The sequence below is a fragment of the Psychrobacillus sp. MER TA 171 genome, from assembly GCF_023713305.1.
Taxonomy (GTDB): domain Bacteria; phylum Bacillota; class Bacilli; order Bacillales_A; family Planococcaceae; genus Psychrobacillus.
Genome location: NZ_JAMAWN010000004.1, coordinates 1 through 20,324 on the forward strand (window position 1 = coordinate 1; position 20,324 = coordinate 20,324).

The window sequence follows — 20,324 nt, forward strand, 5'->3', positions numbered from 1 at the left end:
GATGATGTCATCAACAGATTGACACTCTCTAGCTAAATCCTTGATTCTCATATTTTCGTAATTTTGCATAATGATCATCTCCTATAGGAAAGTTATGGTCATTTACACAAAATTTTATACGTTCTCGGAAGCGGTAGAAAATGCGGTGTTCACTGGGTTAAATATAGTGGGAGAAGCAGTAGTAGATGAGGTACTGTCAAATGACATGCAGGATATTGAGCTAGATGATGCTTTTGAGCTAGGGAGCGGTGTAAGGGGAGCTATTCGAAAAAATGGAGCGAAGGTTGTAGCAAAGAAAGCTGCTGGAAAATTTACTCATAAGGCTATGATTGGCTCACTAGCAGCTAAAAAAACTATTCTACTACTAAATGCTAACGTGGTTACCGGCGCATTAGTAACTGGTATGCTTTCTACCTTAGACATTTCCCGAGCTATAAAAGGTGAGATGTCTAAAACGCAGCTGTTTAAAAACATCACGAAAACAGCTGCAAATGTGGCAGGTAGTATAGGAGGTATGGCAATCGGTGCAGCCATAGGTGCTCTAATTCCATGGGGGAGTACAAGCACTGGGGCCCTAATAGGCGGTATAGTTGGTTTAATCATTGGTAGTATCGTCACATCTAAAATTGCAAGTAGGATTTTAAATCGTTTTATTGAAGACGATGCAAAAGAGATGCTAGATTTATTCGAGGTACAGCTCGAGCAGCATGTATACAATCATTTGCTGAACGAAAAAGAGCTTCAAAATCTTTTGGATTTATTTAAATCGAAATACAAAATCCCTAAATTATTGCGTCAAATGTTCAAGTCCAATGATCGTGAACAGTTTGCGCGAGAGATAATTCAAAAGGAGCTTGTTAGCATTTACAGTAATCGTAAAACCTTAAAGCTACCGACTATAAATGAAATCTATAAGGCTTTATTAGAAATGAAATAACAAAAGGCCATTGCTGAGAGCTATTCAGTAATGGCCTTACGTTATATATATGGAAAGAGATTGATTGCCGACATATCAATCTAGCCTCTATTTTTAAACTTCTTTGTTTCTCTCCGTAATTTCACAACCGTCATCTGTACAAGTTGCATCTGAATCAGTTTGAATATGCTGAAGAGGCGCGGTTTGATTTTCTTCCTCCCAAACTTTCTTCAATGTTTGGACGAAGGCTTCGTGAGGCTGCGCTCCAGAAATGGCATATTTTCTGTTGAAAACGAAGAAAGGCACTCCTTGAACACCGAGCTGTTGACCTTCTTGCTGATCCATTCGGACTTCATCTAAATAATCAGAGCTTGTTAGAACCTTGCTTGCTTCCTCACGATTTAATCCTACTTCGGTAGCTAAGTCTAAAAGAGTTTCGTGCTCACCTAGGAATTGAGATTCTAAGAAGTGAGCGCTTAAGAGACGTTCTGTTAATTCGCCACCTTTTCCTACCGACTCTGCATATTTCACTAAGCGATGCGCATCTAATGTATTGGTTTGTTTCATTTCGTCAAATTGGTATGCCAATCCTACTGTTGCTGCATTAGCAATGACCTGCTCATTCATTGCCTTTGCCTGCTCAGGGGACATATTCATCTTTTTAGCAAGCATTTCATGAACAGTTACACTTTTATCGCTTGGTAGATGAGGCTGTAGCTCAAAACTTTTAAAGCTAACTTCTACCTTGTCTTTTTGATCAAACTCCTCTAAAGCCTGCTCTAAACGACGCTTTCCAATATAACAAAATGGACAAACAAAATCCGACCATACTTCAATTTTCATGACTGTTCCCTACCTTCCTATTGATAGAGTTAATATAGCATAAATCATATAAAGAGCGGTCCTTGTTTGCTTAGACTAGCTACTTCACCGGAGCTTCTCCTAGAAAGAGAGCAATTTGTTGGATAAGGTCCCTCCAATTTAAGGAAGCGCGTGCAATGGATTGTAGCTCATAGCAAGTGCTTGAGAGTAATTTCTCATCGCTTGTTACTTTTTTTAATGTGTTAGCTATCCCTTCCCAGTCGGATGTGGAGTGTATCTTTCCATATCTTTGGTTGTACGTAATATCGGAGACGCCGTCCACGTCTGTGCAGATCAAATAACAACCATTCTTAGCTGCCTCTGCTAAGACATGAGCATGACATTCTACTATGGAGGTAAGGGTAAATATTTTCGCAGCTCTATATTCTTGTTCTAGGAGAACTTTATCGTAAATGGGACCTAAGATTTTTACTTGAGAGGCATAAGTATTTCCCTCTAATAAGGTTAATAATTTGGCTTTGAAATCCTCATTCATTGGTCCAACTAAGCGAAATTCCCAATTCGGAATTCCTGCAGATAAGAAAGCTATTATAGCTGGAAGGACTTGTTTCTCTGGGGAATCTAATCTACCTACTGTTAAAATTACATTTTTTTTATCTTTAAATAAAACAGGTTCTGTAGGAAAAAATTCATAAAAACCGTTTGGAATTCTTTTTACATTTAAATTCAGCATTTCGTTAATTTTATTTTGAATTGGCTCGCACTCAGAGGTAACTAAGTCACAGAGATTCAATAGTTCTTCAAAATAAGGCTCTTGTAATAACCGAGATAACCAGTATCGATTTACATCTAGTTTCATATAAATTTTCCCAAGCGGGTTATACATTTTATATGTCTTCAAAATAGATAGATAAGATGGGTAAGGACCAAATGCAACCGCAATATCAATTTCATGCGCATGCTCTATCATGTATAGTTTCATATTTTCCTCGAAGTTTCCCTCGGAGGAAACACGTGCAAACTTAACATTAGGAAAGGTCTCATGGAGTAATGTCTGGTTAATGTGAGCAGTTACTATGGTTACCTCGTATCCTAAATATTCACCAAGTAATATTGGAACAAGACATACATCCTTGAATAGATGAGCATCACCGAGCGTATAGGACTCAATACTGCACACAAGAGCAATTTTTTTGGACAATCTTTCAGCCCCTCTGGCTTTTATCTTTAACATATGTAAGTCAGCAGGAATGTTGAATGGTAAAGCAGAACTAAACGATTATGTATCGGTTTAAGAATTATAAGGGGCGATAATGGATGGACATAAATAAAATTATAAATAAATTAGGGATCACATCTTATACAAGTCTTGAAGAGGTACAGGGGGGAAAAGACTGCTTAGTATATAAAATACGAATACCGGATGGTACTAATCTTGCCCTTCGGATCCAACATGCGGAACGATATGATCAATTTTTATATGAAAAGAATATAAAGGAACTTGCATTAGAAAGTGGTATTCCGGTACCTATTGTGTATTCAGTTATAGTGGAAGATTCCTATGCTGCTATGCTAATGGAATGGATTAAAGGAGTAACTGTACTTCAAATGCTAATAGAAAAACCAACTGTAGCTCATCAGCTAGGAGCAGAATTTGGAAAGACACATGCAAAACTTCATCACATAACGGTACCGGAATCTTTAGAAATCAGAACTCCCAATTGGTTAACCCCAATCGGTTCAGAAAAAAAGATAATCGAAGAACTGCCACCAGCTAAAGAATGTCTTATTCACTTAGATTTTCATCCACTAAATGTTTTAACAGATGGTAGCAAGATTACGGGAGTAATAGATTGGACTAATGTAGCGTTAGGTGACCCAAGATTTGATTATGCAAGAACTCTATCTATTTTACAGATAGAGGGATATCGTCATTTTAAAGATAATCTATCTCTTATAAAGGCATTTGAAACAGGTTGGAGAACGGGCTATGAAAGTGTTGACGGGTCTTATAATAACCTTCCAGCATTTTTTGTTTGGGCGGGTATCAGAATGCAACGTGATATGGGGAATTCCTTAAGTGTAGAGCAGGAAAAGGACATAAAAGAATGGATTAACAGCTGGGGAATACATTTTTAAGAGTAGACCTCTTCTTGAGGTTATTTGTTTAATCCATTTGTATAAGGGAATTTAACAGGTAACACACTCTGTTTAAAGGAGAGGATTAATATGAATAAAAATGTCGCAGAGGTTATATTAGACCAGCTATCCCTTTTAGGGGTTAAGCGAATTTATGGGGTAACTGGTGATACTATTATTGGGCTTTTAGACGCAATGGCCAAACAGGATAAAATCGAATTTATTGCTGTAAAGCATGAGTCTGTGGCAGCATTCATGGCTTCGGCGGAAGCAAAACTGACTGGTAGATTAGCAGTATGTACTTCTACAATGGGCCCAGGTGCAGCCAATCTTTTAAATGGTCTTGGTGATGCATATTCAGACAAGGCACCTGTATTAGCGTTAACGGGTCAGGCGGAACAAAAAGAAATGGGGACAGACTTTCAGCAATATGTCGATCAGCAGGAGCTATTTAAGCCATTTGCAGCATACTCAGCAAACTTAAATAGTGAGAATGCCATCGTTGATTTACTTCAGAAGGCAGCTGAAATTTCTCTACAGCAGAGAACAGTGACTCACATATCGGTGCCTAAAAATTTATTTGAAAAAGAGACTACTGCAAAGGCTAGACAGCTCCCGAAAGTATTAGAGGGAACAGGCACCTTTGAACTAAATGATTTAGAAGAGGTAGCGGGAGTGATGAAACAGGCACGACAACCAATGATTTTAGCTGGTGCAGGAGCAAGAGGAGCAGCAGGAGATATAGCAGAGCTGGCTACGACTTGGGGAGCAGGAATTTTATTAAGTCTAGGCGGCAAAGGGATTTTTGAGGATGCTAAACCTCATCTCATCCAAGGGATTGGCGAGGGAGGAAATCCCCATGCCCCAAATGTATTTAAAGATGCGGATGTAGTTCTAATAGCAGGAGCAACATGGTGGCCGGAGGGATATGTACCAGAGGGTGCGACTATTATCCATATTGACCTTCATTTAGAGCATGCCAAGAAACGAGTGGCAGCTGATTATGGGATTAAGGGTAAAACTGAGCAGATTATTCCTCTTCTACTAGAAAGCATGAAAGGCAAACAGAAGAATGAAGAGTGGCTTAATCGTATAGAGGCAGTAAAAGAGAAATGGGCATATCAAAACGAACAGGAAGGTCAAATACAAGGATCTCCCGTTCATCCATCACGAATAGCAAGAGGACTAGAAAATAGGATAGCAGACGATGCAATCATTGCTTTAGACACAGGTGACGTAACAGTGTGGATGAATAGGAACTTCCGTCAAACAAACCAAAAGGTTCTCTTTTCAGGGTATTGGCGTTCCATGGGATTTGGGCTTCCTGCAGCAATTGCAGCAAAGTTAGAGCAACCAGAAAAACAAGTGGTAGCCGTGGTGGGAGACGGTGGTATAGAAATGACGTTAGCTGATTTATTGACTGCTACTCGTTATGGTCTGGATATCACGGTAGTAATTTTTAATAATGGAGCACTTCAAATGGAAAGCGATAAGATTCAAGCTGCTGGCAATGAAGAGTTAGGGACACAACTGACTAACCCAAATTTCGTTCAAGTGGCCGAGGCCTGTGGTTGGAAAGGGTTCCGAGTGGAAACGGATGAACACTTAGAAGAAATATTAAGCAAAGCCCTCCAAACTAAAGGACCAGTATTAGTCGACGTATGGACCGAGCAAGCATTTTTCCCAGAAACAGAATAACAAAAAAAGAAGCCCCAGAATAGGGCTTCTTTTTAAAAAGGGAAAATCCACGTCTGCATGTGGTCAGACGTGGATTTAGTCACCAATTAAAACATTGGGAATACGTAAGAGATTAGGAACCAAAGGATACCAAAGAATATTATTAGGTAAGCAGCATACTTGATGAAGGTTGCTCCTACCATCCCAGAATCAGTTCGTTCTTCACGATGTACTTCTACGCGTTTTTCTTCTTCAGCCATGTTTATTCCTCCTCTCACGGTATTTTTGAATATATTTTAATTAGGAAGGTTAATAAATGATTACCCACAAAGAAATTTGAATAAACCTATCGGGGATAGAAATGAGTTGAAGGGCATAGAGTCCTGTATTAAAATGAGGTAAATTGGAGGTAATAAAATGACGACAGCATTGCCGAAATGCCCAAAATGCAATTCCGAATATACATATGAAGATGGCTCTCTTTTAGTTTGTCCTGAATGTGCTCATGAATGGTCCTTAACAGAAGAAGTAGGAGATACAGCAGAAGAGTTGGTGGTGAAGGACTCTAACGGGAATATCCTCGAGGATGGAGACTCTGTTACAGTTATTAAAGATTTAAAAGTAAAAGGGAGCTCTTCCACGCTAAAAATCGGGACGAAAGTAAAGAGTATCCGCTTAGTAGATGGAGATCATAACATTGATTGTAAGATTGATGGCTTTGGGGCCATGAAGTTAAAGTCTGAGTTTGTGAAAAAGAGCTAATATATCTAAAGGAAGTGTGCAAGATGAAAGAGGAAGATCAAATATTTAGAGCATTTTTAAGAAGTCACATTGATTGGTTGTTAGAGGTGCAAATTGCAATAAAAGAAAAAGACCTTGAAAGAGCCGAGGAACTAATAGATAAAGTGATAAAACAAGCCAAGAACACATTAGAGGATTAAAAGAAAAGCTCACTTGAAAAGTGGGCTTTTTATTTAAATCAAGTTTGACAAATGATAGAGGTAGTCCAGTTTCATAATTAAAATCGAACAATATGTCTATATTTATTGGTTTATCCTCAAGAGAGCTGAAATTAATTTTTCTTTATTCTTAAAAAGAATATAATCTCATTGTGCCTTGTGCCTTATTTATCTCGTGTGTGTTCTTCATTAAAGTTAGAAATTAAGAATGTGACTAATGTATCTACTTTTAAAAAAAATATCACTTTATGCAAGCGTTTGCATTATAATGAATATATCAAATACTTCTGATGGGGGTCGGAGAACATGAAGACAAATAAGGAGCCTTGGTGGAAACGAAGTGTAGTTTATCAAATTTATCCACGTAGCTTTATGGATTCAAACGGAGATGGAATTGGGGATATACAGGGGATTATTTCTAAATTAGATTATATACAGAAGCTAGGTGTCAACGTTATTTGGTTGAGTCCTGTTTTCGACTCTCCGAACGATGACAATGGCTATGACATAAGAAACTACCGTACTATTTTAGATGAGTTTGGAACAATGGAAGATTTGGATCAATTGATAAGGGGAGCAGAAGCGAGAGACTTACGTATCGTAATGGACCTTGTTGTTAACCATACCTCAGACGAACATAAGTGGTTTGTCGAGTCCAAATCCTCAAAGGACTCTAAGTATAGAGACTACTATATCTGGAGGGAGGGGAAAGACAATTTGCCGCCGAATAACTGGGGCTCTGTTTTTTCCGGATCTGCATGGGAGAAGGATGAGGCGACAGATTCCTACTACTTACATTTGTTTTCTAAGAAGCAACCAGACTTGAATTGGGAAAACGAAATGCTTCGTAACGATATATATGAGATGATGACCTATTGGCTAGATAAGGGCATAGGCGGCTTCCGAATGGACGTTATTAATTTTATCTCCAAGGTGGAGGGACTACCGGATGGAAAGGTTGGACAAGGACAGCTATATGGCGATGGAAGTCCCTATTTTATGAATGGTCCTAAAATCCATACATATTTAAAAGAAATGAATGAGCGTGTTCTTCAAAACTATGATGTACTCACAGTAGGTGAAATGCCAGGAGCTTCTCCTAAGGATGCTCAGTTATATACCAATCCTGCCAACAAAGAAGTGAACATGGTATTCACGTTTGAACATATGGATTTAGACAGTGGTCCTTTTGAAAAATGGGATGCAAAGCCACTGGATTTAGTTGCGTTAAAACACAATCTTGAGAAATGGCAGCATGCACTTCATGGAGTAGGATGGAATAGCTTATATTGGAACAATCATGACCAGCCTCGTGTCGTTTCTCGTTTTGGAAATGACCAAGAATATCGTGTTACTTCTGCTAAAATGCTAGCTATTTGTCTTCATATGCTACAAGGAACTCCTTATATTTATCAAGGAGAAGAACTAGGTATGACTAACGTTAGATTTGATAGTATTGAAGACTACAAGGATATCGAAACGATTAATATGTATAATAGTAAAATAGAACAAGGTATACCAGAAGACGCTATTATGCGTGGTATTTATGCTAAGGGTAGAGACAATGCACGTACACCTATGCAGTGGACAAGTGATGGAGGATTTACAACTGGTACCCCATGGATACAGATGAACCCGAATACTACTGAGATTAATGTGGAACAGGCATTAAACGATTCTTCTTCCATCTTTTATACGTATCAAAAGCTTATTGAGTTGAGAAAACAGCACGACATTATAACTTATGGAAGCTTTCATTTGCTATTTCCAAACGATCCAAAGCTTTTTGTATATAAGCGCCAAACGGAGAAGGAAGAATGGCTTGTCATCTCGAATTTCTCAAATAGTACAGAGAAACTGCAATGGACTAGCTGTGAGGTAGATGGTCTTAGTGGAAAAGTAATAATAGCTAATTATGACTCTCTAGAAATAGACGAACAAGGGATAAGTGTACGTCCCTATGAAGCAGTAGTATTAGCTTTTGAAAGGAGATTATAAAGTGAAGAAGGTACTTGGCATAGATATTGGTGGAACCAAAATACGGATGGGCGTTGTGAATGAGACTGGAGAAGTCTTGGCTGATATAACAGTACCTACAGAGCTTCCCCTATACCCATATTTAGAGGAGCAGGTCTTAAAGATAAAAGATCAGTTCCCTGACATCTCAGGAGTTGGCATTGGGACCAGAGGAATGGTAGATGCTGAAACTGGAACAGTCACCTTTGAAAAGGAGCTGCCTGGCTGGGAGGGCACGCCAGTAAAACCGCTATTAGAGACAGCTACGGGACTTCGAGTCGAGTTAAATAATGACGCGAACTGTGCGGCACTTGCAGAGGCACGTATTGGAGCTGGAAGTAACTTTTCAAAAGTAGTTTGTGTAACGGTTGGTACCGGTCTTGGCGGTGGCTTTATATTTGATGGTCAGGTTATGAATGGTGCGAATGGTGGAGCTGGAGAAATCGGACATCTTATTTTATATCCTAACGGGTTAGTTTGTGGTTGTGGACGACCAGGCTGTAGTGAACAATACGTATCAGGAACCGCATTAAAGAGATTGATTAAAGAAGAGCATGTGATTGATCCGACTACAGGGGAATTAGCTAAGCCCCATACTTTATTTAAGCTAGCTTCTCGGGAGATTGAAAGTGCAAAACGTGCAAGAGATCGTTTTATAGCAGACTTTGCAATTGTTCTTTCTACCCTTCAAGCAGTAATTGATATGGATTGTATAGTTATTGGCGGTGGCGTTTCGGAATCTGCCGATGAATGGTGGGACTTGCTAATCGAAAAAGTAAAACCATTAATGCTTAAACCAGTTGAAATTAAACGAGCACAATTTGGTAATGAAGCAGGTATGCTTGGTGCCGCAATGCTTGTTGTGTAAATAAAATGCTTTGTCTCTTCTGGGACAAAGCATTTTTTAAAAGAAAAATGAAGAATCGGTCGGTTAAGTCAAATAATCGGTCGGTTTCACGAAAATATCGGTCGGTTCAACCCAATAATCGGTTGGTCCCGCCGGAAAATCGGTCGGTCCTGCAGTAAATAGGAAATCTCTACTGAAAAATGAAAAACTGTAGCCCCCAACAGGGAGGCTACAGTTTTAATATCCAGGCTTTTTAAGGATCTTAAAGATGTTTCGTTTATAGTCTTCTACTCCTGGCTGATCAAAAGGATTAATGTCCAGCAAGTAGGCACTATACGCACAAGTCATCATGTAGAAATATAATAAGTGGCCAATATGCTCTTCATCTAGCTGTTCCATCGTTAATGTGATTTGAGGAACACCACCATCTAAATGGGCAGAGGCAGTTGCTTCGTGACATGCTTTATTGAAATCATGTAACGTCAGACCGCTTAAGTAGTTTAGCTCATCACGATTATCCTCCGCTTCAAAGACCGTTAAATCATCTGAAACTTGTTCGATCATGAGGAATGTTTCGAATAGCATTCGCTTACCATCTTGGATGTATTGTCCTAATGAATGGAGGTCCGTTGAGTACAGTACGGAAGCAGGGAAAATACCTTTTCCTTCTTTTCCTTCACTCTCCCCAAATAACTGTTTCCACCATTCTTGGACATACTTCAGCTTCTCGTCAAAGGTAGCCATTATTTCCACAGGATATCCCTTACCGTATAAATGATTTCGGATGACAGCGTATTTAATAGCCGCATTCGAATGAACATCCATGACTTGAAATTCCTCTTCTGCTTGTTTAGCCCCTGCTATTAATTGGTCGATATTATGCCCAGCTGCTGCAATTGGTAATAGGCCAACTGCTGTAAAGACAGAATAGCGGCCACCGATATCTTCTGGTACTACATAGCGTTTGTAGCCCTTTTCCTTCGCAAGAGACAATAAAGCACCTTTTTCCTCGTCTGTAGTGACGATAATGCGAGCTGCAGCCTCTTCACCGTAGCGTGCTTCCATGTACTGGCGTAGGAATCGGAAAGCAATAGCAGGTTCGGTTGTCGTACCCGACTTAGAAATAACATTTAAAGTTACTTCCTTAGAGTCTAAGTAAGTAATCAATTGCTTTAAATAAGCACCACTAACTAGCTGTCCCGCGAAGATGACTTCTAATTGGCTGTCCTTTTGGAATGGAGTAGCGAGTGATTCTAGAACTGCTTTGGATCCAAGGTAAGACCCCCCAATCCCAATGACAACTAATACATCTGAATTAGAGCGAATATGCTCTGCGGTTTGTTTTATATCTTGTAAAAAAGCTTGCTGAGTGGAGCTTGGCCAATTAACCCATCCTAAAAAGTCAGATCCCAATCCTGTTTTTGACTGGATAAAATCATGAGTAGCCTCTAGTTTGTTATGTAATTCTTCTGTAAGGAGGCTTTGGTAATCCTCTGAGTAATTAACGGAAATTTTCATGAAGTACCCCTTTATTTTACATATTTTAATGACTTAATTTTACCATACCCCTCGGGAAAAGTTAAAAAAAGCTATCATTATATTTATTCTTCCTGCTATTGGCCGAGTTGACTCCAATACTACTTGTATATATTGAGAGTAGAAGCTAAAGAGGAGGATAAAAATGAAGATCCAGCAAATTGATTTGTGGGTATCTAACTTAGAGGAAGTGGTCATCTTCTACCGAGATACATTAGAGTTTCCTTTAACGTTATGGAAAGCTACCGAGGCCACATTTCAAATTGGAAATAGTTTGCTTAGATTTATTAAGGACAGTGAAGCCAAGGATACTTTCTATCACTTTGCTTTTAATATACACTCAAATATGTTTTCAAAGGCTAAATTATGGCTGCAAGAACGTGTAACGTTATCTATAGAGGAAGGGAAGGATGAGGTAGAATATAGTGGTCTTTTTAAAGCAAGGTCCTGCTATTTTCAGGATCTGGCAGGAAACATAGTGGAGTTTATTGCAAGAGAAGCAATTACACCAAAGTCGCATGCCATGCACTTCACTTCAAACAATGTTATTGAAATTAGTGAAATTGGATTAACTACCCACAATATCATTGAGTTCGCAGACAAAATAATGGAACTAGCGATCCCTTCACAAGATGAAATAATAGTGGATGAACCAGAACATTTAAACTTTATGGGGCATCAGGAGGATGGGGTATATATATTGCTTGGGCCTGTAGGTAGGAGATGGTTGTTTTCGGATAAAAGAGCAATAGCCTCGCCAGTGACAATCTACACAGACAAGGGCATTATAAGTAACGTTTTATAAAATTAGAGGCTAGGATAGACCTGCCTCATTACATAAATGAAGCTCCTTACATCTACTATCTGTAAATGTAAGGAGCTTTTAATATGACCGTATTTACTGGACTTCCATATGTAAGTCTCCAGTTTTAGCCCATCCTCGCTTTTTAAGCAGGTGATAAGCTGTCATAGAGATAACTGCCGGTGCTATAATGCCTAACACGATATACATAAGAAGCACTCCAATACCTTGGTTTGCTAGAACATTTAATGGAGCGATGAATGAATTTAGTCCAAGCCCCGCTAATGTAAATGGTACCTCAAAATTAAAGATTAATATAGCAATCGGAGCACAAATAATTGAGGATAGGAATGGCCCAATTACTAACCGTGGATTTTTCACCAAATTAGGTACTTGAACTTTAGGTGTCAAGAACGATTGTGCAATGTTCGCACCTAAGTCATTTTCTTTAAAGGACATAGCTGTCCATCCTGCAAATTGTGCTGTACACCCGATTAATGCTGCGGCACTAGATACTGGGTCTAGTTGTAACGCAATTGCGATTGCTGCTGAGGAAGCAGGAGACATGAGGAAAATACTCCACACCAGTGCAATAACAATCGATCCAAGTAAAGGAGATCCAGAAACAGAACCAGCAATAAACTCACTTAATTGCTGTAACAAAGGGGTAGTGACAGCTGCTAACCCAACCCCCGCGACACCACCTATCAGGATGGCGCAAAAAGGAATCGCAAGCATATCAAGCTTTGTTTTTCCTGCAATACGTTTTCCTACCCAGATAGCAACCACGGCTGCAAGTACTGCACTAATTGGTTGTCCTGTTGTCAAAACCCATAATCCATCTTGTAGTATGAGAGCATTCGCTCCAATGGTACTACAGGCCATCGCACTAAAAATAACTAATGTATTCCCTCCGAGCTGATAAGCGATACCTGCACCAATTGCTGGAGCAAGCATCAATTGAGCAGTTTTTCCAATAGCGATAAACCCTTCCCAGCCTGTAAACGTACCAATAGTTTCAATAAGTAGTCCAATTCCTAAAGTGACAAGAACGGCGTTTGCTAGTCCTTGGGAACCTCTGTACATTCGGTCGATTAGGTATGTCTTAGTTGCTTGCTTCATGATGATTCCTCCTAGTTATATAATATATCGCATAAAATATACCGAATATATTAAAAATAAATAGTCCTTATTTGGACTAACGCAATACGTTATATGTGAATAATAAAAAAATATTATTCCAACCTTTTAAATTGTTATAATATTAATATAATTTATAATAACAGTCAATACTTATTTTTAAATAGATAAAAGAGGCTGGGACAAAACTCTCCTCAAAAATAAAAAGCCTCGAAAATTCTACGACCTTGTAAATTTTCGAGGCTTCTATTCAAATATACCTGTAGTTGTTTTCCGTTACAGTGGACGCTTTCCGGGGGCACGGCTTCAATCTCCTCGTCGCTTCGCTCCTGTGGGGCTTTCAGCTCGTGCTGTTCCCCCAGGAGTCGCCACCTTCACTTCAAACAACTAGATTGAAAGGTAACTTACAAGAAATTGTGCGGACCTTAAAAATGAAGTAAAAACATGAAATCGAGTTTCCGTTTCATGTTTTTTAATTTATAGACTAGTTACGTCCCAGCCTCTTTTGAGATTAACTTTTAGATTGTTTCAATTTCATAACACCTACTACATAAGAGCATTTTCTAGTATAACGTCAAGAATGATTCAGGTGAATGGATTAAAAAACCTTCCATTGTTAATAAAAATAAATAAAACCATTAATAAAAATAATGAAGATGATATTAGAATAGCGATCAAATCTCTTTTTCTGAATTCCTTTAAGCTAAACCAGGAGCGAGTTTTAAATTTACCGAAACCTCGAAGATCCATTGTATTGCTGACTGTTTCAATACGTTCCAGACTAGAAAAAATAAGTGGCATTATAATAGAGCCAGCATTTTTTATTCGGGTAAATAGTTTTTCATTATTAGACATGTCCACCCCGCGAGCCTGCTTAGAACGAGAAATGGTTTTAAAATCCCTTTGTATATCAGGGATATAGCGTAGAGCAATAGAAACCGAGTAGGCAAGTCGATAGCTTACACCGATGCGGTTTAGAGAAGCTGCAAACTCACTTGGATGTGTGGTGACTAAGAACAAAAGAGCAGGAGGGATTACTGCAAAATATTTCAATGTAATATTTAACTGGTAAAACAATTGCTCCTGCGTAAGTGTATAGCGCCCCATGGACCCAGTAATAGGGTGGGAGGTACCATAAATAGTTGTCCCATGTTGAGGGGCGAACAAAAATATGGCTATATTGTTTAATAATAAAAACACGAGGATAAAACCAAGCACTAAGCTGATATCCTTTAATTTAATATCCGATATATAAAATAAAATAAAGCTACCGAGCAACAGCACCATTAAAACTCTTGTGTCATACGTTAACATGGCTGCAGTGGACCAAAGTAGGAAACAGATTAGCTTGGTTGAACCTGTTAGGCGATGGATAATAGAGTCACGATCAAGATAGCTTAGCAGTTCGTTGCCCATTAAATCGCACCTCCCGATCATATTGTATAAATTGCTCTACAAAATCAGAGGGATGCTCAATTTTAAGCTGCTTAGCAATCTCATATAAGGAAGATTCCTTTAAGTTAGCCTCTAGAATTAAAGAGGGATTCGATAGGATATGGGCTGGTGAGTCATCCACTAATATCTTCCCCTCTGTTAACACGATTGCGCGGTCTGTATATTCCGTCATTAGGTGCATATCATGGGTAATTAATATAATGGATGTACCCTTCTTCGTTAAATCTTCTAAGAACGTCATTAGTTCTGTAGTATGCTTGTAATCCTGCCCCGCTGTAGGCTCGTCCAATAATATAATTGGGGGCTCCATGATGAGGATAGAAGCAATTGATAAACGTTTTTTCTGCCCATAGCTCAAGGCTGCAATCGGCCAGTTTCTGAAAGGGTATAATCCACAAGTCTTTAATGTTTCCTCCACTCTTCTGTTAACTTCCCTATCTGATAGTCCAAATTGAATAAGTCCAAAAGCAACTTCATCGAAAACTGTTTGCTTAGAAAACATATGATTTGGATTTTGGAGGACAAAGCCTACACGATGAGCTCGTTCCTTGATAGAGTCGTTAATCGCATTAAAACCCTCGAAATATATAGTGCCTTCAGTAGGTCGTTCAAAACCACAGATAAGAGATGAAAGGGTAGATTTACCAGCTCCATTGGCTCCGATAAGGCTAATCATTTCTCCTTTATGTAATTGAAAAGACACGTTTTTAATAATGTCTAAATGATTCCCGTAGTGGAAGCTGATGTCATCAAGTGTCAGGACAGGCTCATTTTTATACCCAAGCTGAATTGGAGAGCATCTTGCATCGCTAAATGTTTTTAGCTTCTGCCGGAAGGAGTCATTTACAATGCTGTCAACCTTAGTTAGATTGGGGTGATCATTCAATTCACATCCAGCATATTTTAAAGCTTTAATGTAAAGTGGTTCTCGTATCCAATTATCCGTTAATAACGATCCTGCCAATAGCTCATTGGGGCTGCCGTCTGCAACTATCTGACCGTGATTCATTAATATTATGCGATCGATAGGTTCTGACAAAACATCCTCTAATCTGTGTTCTACAATGATAATCGTTTTGTTGCTATCTGCATGAAGCTGATCAATCAGTCTCATTGCTCCCTTCCCAGAAGCAGGATCAAGGTTAGCAAGAGGTTCATCAAACAATAGAATATTCACATCGTTTACTAAAACGCCAGCAAGAGCGACTCGTTGTTTTTGACCGCCCGAGAGCTCATGAATCCGAGCATCTAAATGATTGGACATTTTTACTAAAGAGGCTGCTTTTTGAACGCGTTCATGCATTTTTTGTGTGGGTACAGCATTATTTTCTAGGGAAAAGGCTATATCCTCGCCGACAGTAAGGCCAATAAACTGACCATCCGTATCCTGGAGTACCGTACCAACCTCCTGTGAAATGGTAAAGAGATCAAGCTCTCTGGTCTCTCTCCCATGAATGGTAAGGTTTCCTGTCATACTGCCTTTATAAGCAAAAGGGGCAAGCCCGTTCAGGCAATGAACGAGCGTGCTTTTCCCAGAGCCGGATGGTCCGACAATAGCTACTTTTTCCCCTTCGTAAATCACTAAGTTGATATCGTGCAAAGTAGGTTCGGATTGACTATTATATTGAAAGCTAAAGTGTTTAAATTCGATGACTGGCTTTTTCATGTAAATCTCCTTATCTACTTATTCCTCGTAGCTCAGGCTTCCTTTTTTAGTTCTTGTCTTTGCATACGCAGTAAGCAATAGTGTACCTAGAATTGCAACTGTAATAATATTAGAAGCAGCAGCGACGATCCCTTGTGTAAATACTTTATTTGCAGGCTCTGCATAAATAAGAATGTCCAATAATGGAGCTATTAAAGCCCATGCAATAACTTGAACAATGATTTGAATAATGTTAAATAATATGATGTGTTTTTTACCAAACTCTCCATCCTCAAAAGAAAACTTCTTAAAATATAATCCGATACCTAATCCAACAAATGCGGATGAAATGACCCAGCTCCACCATATAGAACCATAAGAAGTAAGGTCGTTTAAAGCATGACCAAATAATCCAACAAATAAACCCGCTATCGGTCCAAAAATAGCTGAAATGAGTGCTAAAAAAGCATAGGATGTTTGAATTGTCGTATTAGGTATACCGGTAGGGACTGCAGCAAACTTAGCTAAAATTAGGAACACAGCTGTTCCGATACCTATTGCAACAACCGTCCTAGTTGAAAAGATAGATTTTTTCATTTCATTTCTCCCCCTATATATTTTATTGCCAGTCATCCAATTAAGTGATTGTAATAACAGCTTTCCGGATCGTTATTGCTGTATTAGCACCTGTTGAAATTTTATAGGTATCAGCAAAGGAGCCTTGATTTAAGGCAATTCCTATATTATCAAGAGAATTCACATACATGAGTGCATCCCCTAATTCTGCGGCAGCGAAAGAACGACCATACGTAACTACTCCCTCATAGGCTACCTCTCCGTTAATAGAAAGCGAAACGTCAAATTTATCTCCATATTCTACATTCAGCTGCTTAAACTGTAGACGATGAATATTAGTCCAAAGATTGCCGAATGGTCGATCGATGACATCAATGACTCCTGTAATCGAATTATTTTCAATAACTGCCTCCTTTAATGGAAGTTCCACGATAAAGGATGTAGGGATAGAAGGTCCGATGTCCTCCATATGAATGTCACCAGAAGCAAGTCGTGCCCCTGTATAAGCAAAAATATCACGTCCATGAAACGTGTGAGATTCTCCAGAATTCGGTAGGCGGTTTTTAGACTCCTCAATTTCTCTCACTTCTTTAATACCAATAAATCGATTAATGTGGGTTAATGTGCCATTGTCCGGGGTGACGATATATTGATCGTTTACGGTCTTTGCAACTACACTTCTCCGATCCGATCCAACACCAGGGTCTACTATGGAAACAAATACTGTATCACTTGGCCAATAGTTGATGGTTTGTAAGAGACGATAGGATGCCTCCCAAATATTGTACTGAGGAATTTGGTGTGTCAGATCAAATAGCGGAAGTCCACGCTTCACACTATTGGCTACCCCATGCATGGCACTTACTGCACCGTCGTTGATACCAAAATCTGATTGAAATACTAATAAACCTTCTGTCATGTTAAAACACTCTCCTCATTGTTTTTGGAGGAGAGCGAATTAAAAAACTCGCCCTCCTCAATCATTGGATTGAAAAGGACGAGATACTCGTGTTACCACCTTTATTCACTACTTATTCACATAAGCAGCCTCAGCAAGTACAGAAATTCCGTTAATATGAAATTCTAGACTGTGGTGTGGATAACGGGTACCAATCCCGCTAGCATCTCAGGCGCAGGTAACTGCACGTTCAATGTAGTGCTCAGAGGCCATTGTTCAAATGGTGTTTTCTGCTTCTTTTCAGCTACCGAAGCTCTCTTTGAAGAAAACCACTCATCTTACTTTTTCTCTTCATCGCATTAACTTATTATAGTGAATTTACAATTAATTCTGATAACTGTCAAGCATTTTTTATAGTTCCTTTATACTTTCTTCCTGTGCCTTTTCCCATTCTTCTCTTAAAATACCCATTCGAATGGAATCATAGTAAACACCATTATATAAGCGGACTTTACGAATTCTTGCCTCCATAGACATTCCAAGCTTTTCTCCGACCCGAATCATCCGTTTATTACCTGACCAGGTCGTATAGCCTACTCGGACAAGTGGCATTGTAGTAAAAAGGTGGTTCATCCAAAGTCTCATAGCGCGGGTTCCTAGCCCTTTACCCCAGCTTGGAGCTTCATGAAAGCCTATACCCATCTCAAGCCATTTAGAAGGTTCATGCTCCCAATAATATGAAACGATTCCACGCAATATACCATCTACTTCAATCCCCCAAAAGCTTTTACTATCCACGTAAGACCCTGCTTTTTCCATAAATACCTCATAGGGAGTTGGCTTATAGTCATAATAAGGAGCATCCCACTTTTTCCACTCAGGCTCCTCATCTTTACACATTAATTCCCACAGTCTAGATAAATCATTGTACTGAATTGGTCGTATGATTAATTCTTGATCTTGATACAAGTTGTTTTCCTCTTTTCGTATTAGGTCTGTTTTTTTCTGTTTGTATTGAAAAGAGAAATGCTAGAAGTCTACTTTTCAATCACCATTAGTTTGTTTTTCATTCTCTATCAGTCCCTTCCATACTAGTAAACTAAGTATATAATAATTTTAGAAAAATGAGAAAATAAAAAATATATCGTGGTATAATTTTACTAACCAAATAAGGAAAGGGGATAGTTCTATGTTTTGTGCATTAAATTTTGTAGAGGTGAAATATAGCTAAACAAAAGGAGAGTCCAAATGAAATTAGAAACTGAGAGATTAGAAATTATCCCTTGTACGGAAGAAACTGCTCAAATGGCGGAAAAGCAAAGCTATGATAATGGGCCACAGATTTCTATGTCTTTAGAGATGCTTAAAGCGGATCCTTCCTCAATGGGTTGGGGAGCGTGGCTGGTGATAAAGAAAAGTGATGGTCAGGTCATTGGGGATATTGGTTTTAAGGGAAATCCTAATGTAGATAACCAAGTAGAGGTAGGCTATGGTTTATTAAAGGAGTATTGGAATAAAGGCTATGCAACAGAGGCAGTAGGCGCCATCATTCAATGGGCTTTTGCAACTGGTAAGGTGGATGCAATTATTGCGGAAACACTTTCCGATAATCTTGGCTCCATGCGTGTATTAGAAAAGCTAAATATGCAACGAGTAGGAACTTCTGAGCAAATGGTCAATTGGAAATTGGTGAAATAAAACAAAAAATCCTGTGATAAAAAACACAGGATTTTTTATAAATATATGTATTAATTTCTCAAGGCTTTTCCTAGCTCCTCGATCGAGCTAACAATGACGCCGTTTTGCTTGATCAGTCCAATAACAAACAAGTTGCGGTACATAAATTGATTTTCGGTTCCATCTTCAATTAATGCGTTAATTTTTTTCTTATTTTCCCGACCTTGTTGGCGTGTATCGGTATAGAGTGCATAAATTGGCCGATTTAACATAGAGAATGCACCAATTTCTGCTGCAACACCAGAATCTATTTCAACTCCATCAATTACGGCAACAAGGAAGTCACTCTTCTTCAGGGCATCGATGTCTGCACTAGCGATAAGCAGGCTATCTGCATAGGCCATTTTATCATTAATTGCTGTATTTTCCTGTGGTACATATAAGTCAACGCCTGGGAGTGAAGCTCGAATCTCCTTTGCTACTAGTTCATTTACTAAACGATCTCCTAATCCAAATAATCCATTTGCTAAATAACCTTTTTTCATCATTCATCCTCCTTTTCCATCTTTCATTGTAGGGAATTTTATATGAAATGCATAGGTAAAAAGGAAATAAGATTATATAAAGAGAATTATCAGAAGGGGAACTTATATGAAAACCAAAAGCTTATATTTTATTAGACATTGTAAGGCAGGGGGACAAGAATCGAATGCTCCTTTAACAAAAGACGGGGAACAAAGTGCCAAAGACCTTGTGCCGTTGTTAGAAAAATTACAGATTGACTATATCATTTCTAGTCCCTTTAAGCGGGCCGTCCAAACAATCGAGCCTTTTGCTCACCAAGCTGGTTTGAAGATACATATTGATGAAGCGCTAAGTGAGCGTATTTTAAGTAAAGAGCCTATGGATGATTGGCTAGTGCAATTAAAGAAGACTTTTGAAGATATAGATCTTACCTTTCCCGGTGGAGAATCTAGCCGAGAGGCACTTGGCCGTATTTTGAATGTAGTAAATGAGGTGTCAGGTATAAAGGGTGTTAAAAATGTGGGAATAGTGTCTCATGGGAATATCATGTCTCTATTAATCAATCATTTTGATAGTACATTTGGTTTTGACGAATGGAGTCGCATGAAAAATCCAGACATTTTCTTGCTAGAAGGCAAAAATATTAGTCGTGTAGAAATAGAAAAAATCCTGTCTAATTAAAGGCAGGATTTTT

The 20,324-nt window shown here is 38.8% G+C and carries 21 protein-coding genes and 1 other annotated feature; of the genes, 10 read left to right on the forward strand and 11 right to left on the reverse strand.

All coding sequences use genetic code 11. The annotated features are described in order from the left end of the window. Nucleotides 1-70 precede the first annotated feature (70 nt). Nucleotides 71-937 (forward strand): hypothetical protein, encoded by an 867-nt coding sequence (locus M3627_RS05190; RefSeq protein WP_251553214.1) that lies wholly within the window; start codon nt 71-73, stop codon nt 935-937. Between the two features lie 93 nt (nt 938-1,030). On the opposite strand, the gene M3627_RS05195 is transcribed toward M3627_RS05190, so the two are convergent. Together M3627_RS05195 and M3627_RS05200 are read right to left on the reverse strand one after the other, a co-directional pair. Further along, nucleotides 1,031-1,759 (reverse strand): DsbA family oxidoreductase, encoded by a 729-nt coding sequence (locus tag M3627_RS05195; protein ID WP_169358354.1) that lies wholly within the window; start codon nt 1,757-1,759, stop codon nt 1,031-1,033. 79 nt (nt 1,760-1,838) lie between these two features. Next, nucleotides 1,839-2,972, reverse strand: a complete 1,134-nt coding sequence (locus tag M3627_RS05200) for a glycosyltransferase family 4 protein (RefSeq protein ID WP_251553215.1) — start codon at nt 2,970-2,972, stop codon at nt 1,839-1,841. An 83-nt stretch (nt 2,973-3,055) separates the two neighbouring features. On the opposite strand from M3627_RS05200, the gene M3627_RS05205 reads away from it, so the two are divergent. Together M3627_RS05205 and M3627_RS05210 are read left to right on the forward strand one after the other, a co-directional pair. Beyond that, the gene (locus M3627_RS05205; protein ID WP_251553216.1) at nt 3,056-3,877 is read left to right on the forward strand and encodes a phosphotransferase family protein; all 822 of its coding nucleotides are present in this window, start codon (nt 3,056-3,058) and stop codon (nt 3,875-3,877) included. A gap of 90 nt (nt 3,878-3,967) precedes the next feature. After that, nucleotides 3,968-5,575 carry a thiamine pyrophosphate-binding protein gene (locus M3627_RS05210; RefSeq protein WP_251553217.1) on the forward strand — a complete coding sequence of 536 codons (1,608 nt, stop codon included), beginning with the start codon at nt 3,968-3,970 and terminating at the stop codon, nt 5,573-5,575. A gap of 86 nt (nt 5,576-5,661) precedes the next feature. On the opposite strand, the gene M3627_RS05215 is transcribed toward M3627_RS05210, so the two are convergent. Next, complete coding sequence (locus M3627_RS05215; RefSeq protein ID WP_169358358.1) at nt 5,662-5,814, reverse strand: hypothetical protein; 153 nt, start codon at nt 5,812-5,814, stop codon at nt 5,662-5,664. A gap of 157 nt (nt 5,815-5,971) precedes the next feature. Here M3627_RS05215 and M3627_RS05220 point away from each other — a divergent pair, with 157 nt between their 5' ends. The 4 genes from M3627_RS05220 to M3627_RS05235 all read left to right on the forward strand — a co-directional run bounded on the left by M3627_RS05220 (nt 5,972) and on the right by M3627_RS05235 (nt 9,397). Beyond that, nucleotides 5,972-6,316, forward strand: a complete 345-nt coding sequence (locus M3627_RS05220; protein WP_251553218.1) for a zinc ribbon domain-containing protein YjdM — start codon at nt 5,972-5,974, stop codon at nt 6,314-6,316. A gap of 23 nt (nt 6,317-6,339) precedes the next feature. Next, nucleotides 6,340-6,495 (forward strand): hypothetical protein, encoded by a 156-nt coding sequence (locus tag M3627_RS05225; RefSeq protein WP_251553221.1) that lies wholly within the window; start codon nt 6,340-6,342, stop codon nt 6,493-6,495. 324 nt (nt 6,496-6,819) lie between these two features. After that, nucleotides 6,820-8,511 (forward strand): glycoside hydrolase family 13 protein, encoded by a 1,692-nt coding sequence (locus M3627_RS05230; RefSeq protein WP_251553222.1) that lies wholly within the window; start codon nt 6,820-6,822, stop codon nt 8,509-8,511. Between the two features lies 1 nt (nt 8,512). Then, the gene (locus M3627_RS05235; RefSeq protein ID WP_169358361.1) at nt 8,513-9,397 is read left to right on the forward strand and encodes an ROK family protein; all 885 of its coding nucleotides are present in this window, start codon (nt 8,513-8,515) and stop codon (nt 9,395-9,397) included. Nucleotides 9,398-9,613: 216 nt separating this feature from the next. Here M3627_RS05235 and M3627_RS05240 read toward each other — a convergent pair whose 3' ends face one another. Further along, nucleotides 9,614-10,894: a glucose-6-phosphate isomerase gene (locus M3627_RS05240; protein ID WP_251553223.1), complete on the reverse strand. Its 1,281-nt coding sequence runs from the start codon at nt 10,892-10,894 to the stop codon at nt 9,614-9,616. Between the two features lie 163 nt (nt 10,895-11,057). On the opposite strand from M3627_RS05240, the gene M3627_RS05245 reads away from it, so the two are divergent. Beyond that, nucleotides 11,058-11,717 carry a hypothetical protein gene (locus M3627_RS05245; protein WP_251553224.1) on the forward strand — a complete coding sequence of 220 codons (660 nt, stop codon included), beginning with the start codon at nt 11,058-11,060 and terminating at the stop codon, nt 11,715-11,717. Between the two features lie 93 nt (nt 11,718-11,810). Here M3627_RS05245 and M3627_RS05250 read toward each other — a convergent pair whose 3' ends face one another. The 6 genes from M3627_RS05250 to M3627_RS05275 all read right to left on the reverse strand — a co-directional run bounded on the left by M3627_RS05250 (nt 11,811) and on the right by M3627_RS05275 (nt 18,397). After that, a complete protein-coding gene (locus tag M3627_RS05250; protein WP_251553225.1) occupies nt 11,811-12,836 on the reverse strand; it encodes a PTS sugar transporter subunit IIC in 1,026 nt (341 codons plus the stop codon). A 603-nt stretch (nt 12,837-13,439) separates the two neighbouring features. Further along, nucleotides 13,440-14,270 (reverse strand): energy-coupling factor transporter transmembrane component T family protein, encoded by an 831-nt coding sequence (locus M3627_RS05255; protein ID WP_169358365.1) that lies wholly within the window; start codon nt 14,268-14,270, stop codon nt 13,440-13,442. After that, nucleotides 14,242-15,975, reverse strand: coding sequence for an ABC transporter ATP-binding protein (locus M3627_RS05260; protein WP_169358366.1), 1,734 nt, complete (start codon nt 15,973-15,975; stop codon nt 14,242-14,244). Before M3627_RS05260 ends, M3627_RS05255 begins: the two co-directional genes overlap by 29 nt. 18 nt (nt 15,976-15,993) lie before the next feature. Next, nucleotides 15,994-16,551, reverse strand: a complete 558-nt coding sequence (locus tag M3627_RS05265; RefSeq protein ID WP_169358367.1) for an ECF-type riboflavin transporter substrate-binding protein — start codon at nt 16,549-16,551, stop codon at nt 15,994-15,996. 40 nt (nt 16,552-16,591) lie between these two features. Then, nucleotides 16,592-17,449 (reverse strand): SAM hydrolase/SAM-dependent halogenase family protein, encoded by an 858-nt coding sequence (locus tag M3627_RS05270; RefSeq protein ID WP_169358368.1) that lies wholly within the window; start codon nt 17,447-17,449, stop codon nt 16,592-16,594. Between the two features lie 71 nt (nt 17,450-17,520). Continuing rightward, nucleotides 17,521-17,792 (reverse strand) — a binding site (T-box leader). A 47-nt stretch (nt 17,793-17,839) separates the two neighbouring features. Next, a complete protein-coding gene (locus tag M3627_RS05275; protein WP_169358369.1) occupies nt 17,840-18,397 on the reverse strand; it encodes a GNAT family N-acetyltransferase in 558 nt (185 codons plus the stop codon). A 279-nt stretch (nt 18,398-18,676) separates the two neighbouring features. Between M3627_RS05275 and M3627_RS05280 the strand changes: the two genes are divergently transcribed. Beyond that, nucleotides 18,677-19,126, forward strand: a complete 450-nt coding sequence (locus M3627_RS05280) for a GNAT family N-acetyltransferase (protein ID WP_169358370.1) — start codon at nt 18,677-18,679, stop codon at nt 19,124-19,126. A 50-nt stretch (nt 19,127-19,176) separates the two neighbouring features. On the opposite strand, the gene M3627_RS05285 is transcribed toward M3627_RS05280, so the two are convergent. After that, on the reverse strand, nt 19,177-19,650 hold the full coding sequence (locus M3627_RS05285) for a nucleoside 2-deoxyribosyltransferase (protein WP_169358371.1): 474 nt from the start codon (nt 19,648-19,650) through the stop codon (nt 19,177-19,179). A 106-nt stretch (nt 19,651-19,756) separates the two neighbouring features. Here M3627_RS05285 and M3627_RS05290 point away from each other — a divergent pair, with 106 nt between their 5' ends. Next, nucleotides 19,757-20,311 (forward strand): histidine phosphatase family protein, encoded by a 555-nt coding sequence (locus tag M3627_RS05290; RefSeq protein ID WP_251553226.1) that lies wholly within the window; start codon nt 19,757-19,759, stop codon nt 20,309-20,311. The last annotated feature ends 13 nt before the right edge of the window (nt 20,312-20,324 follow it).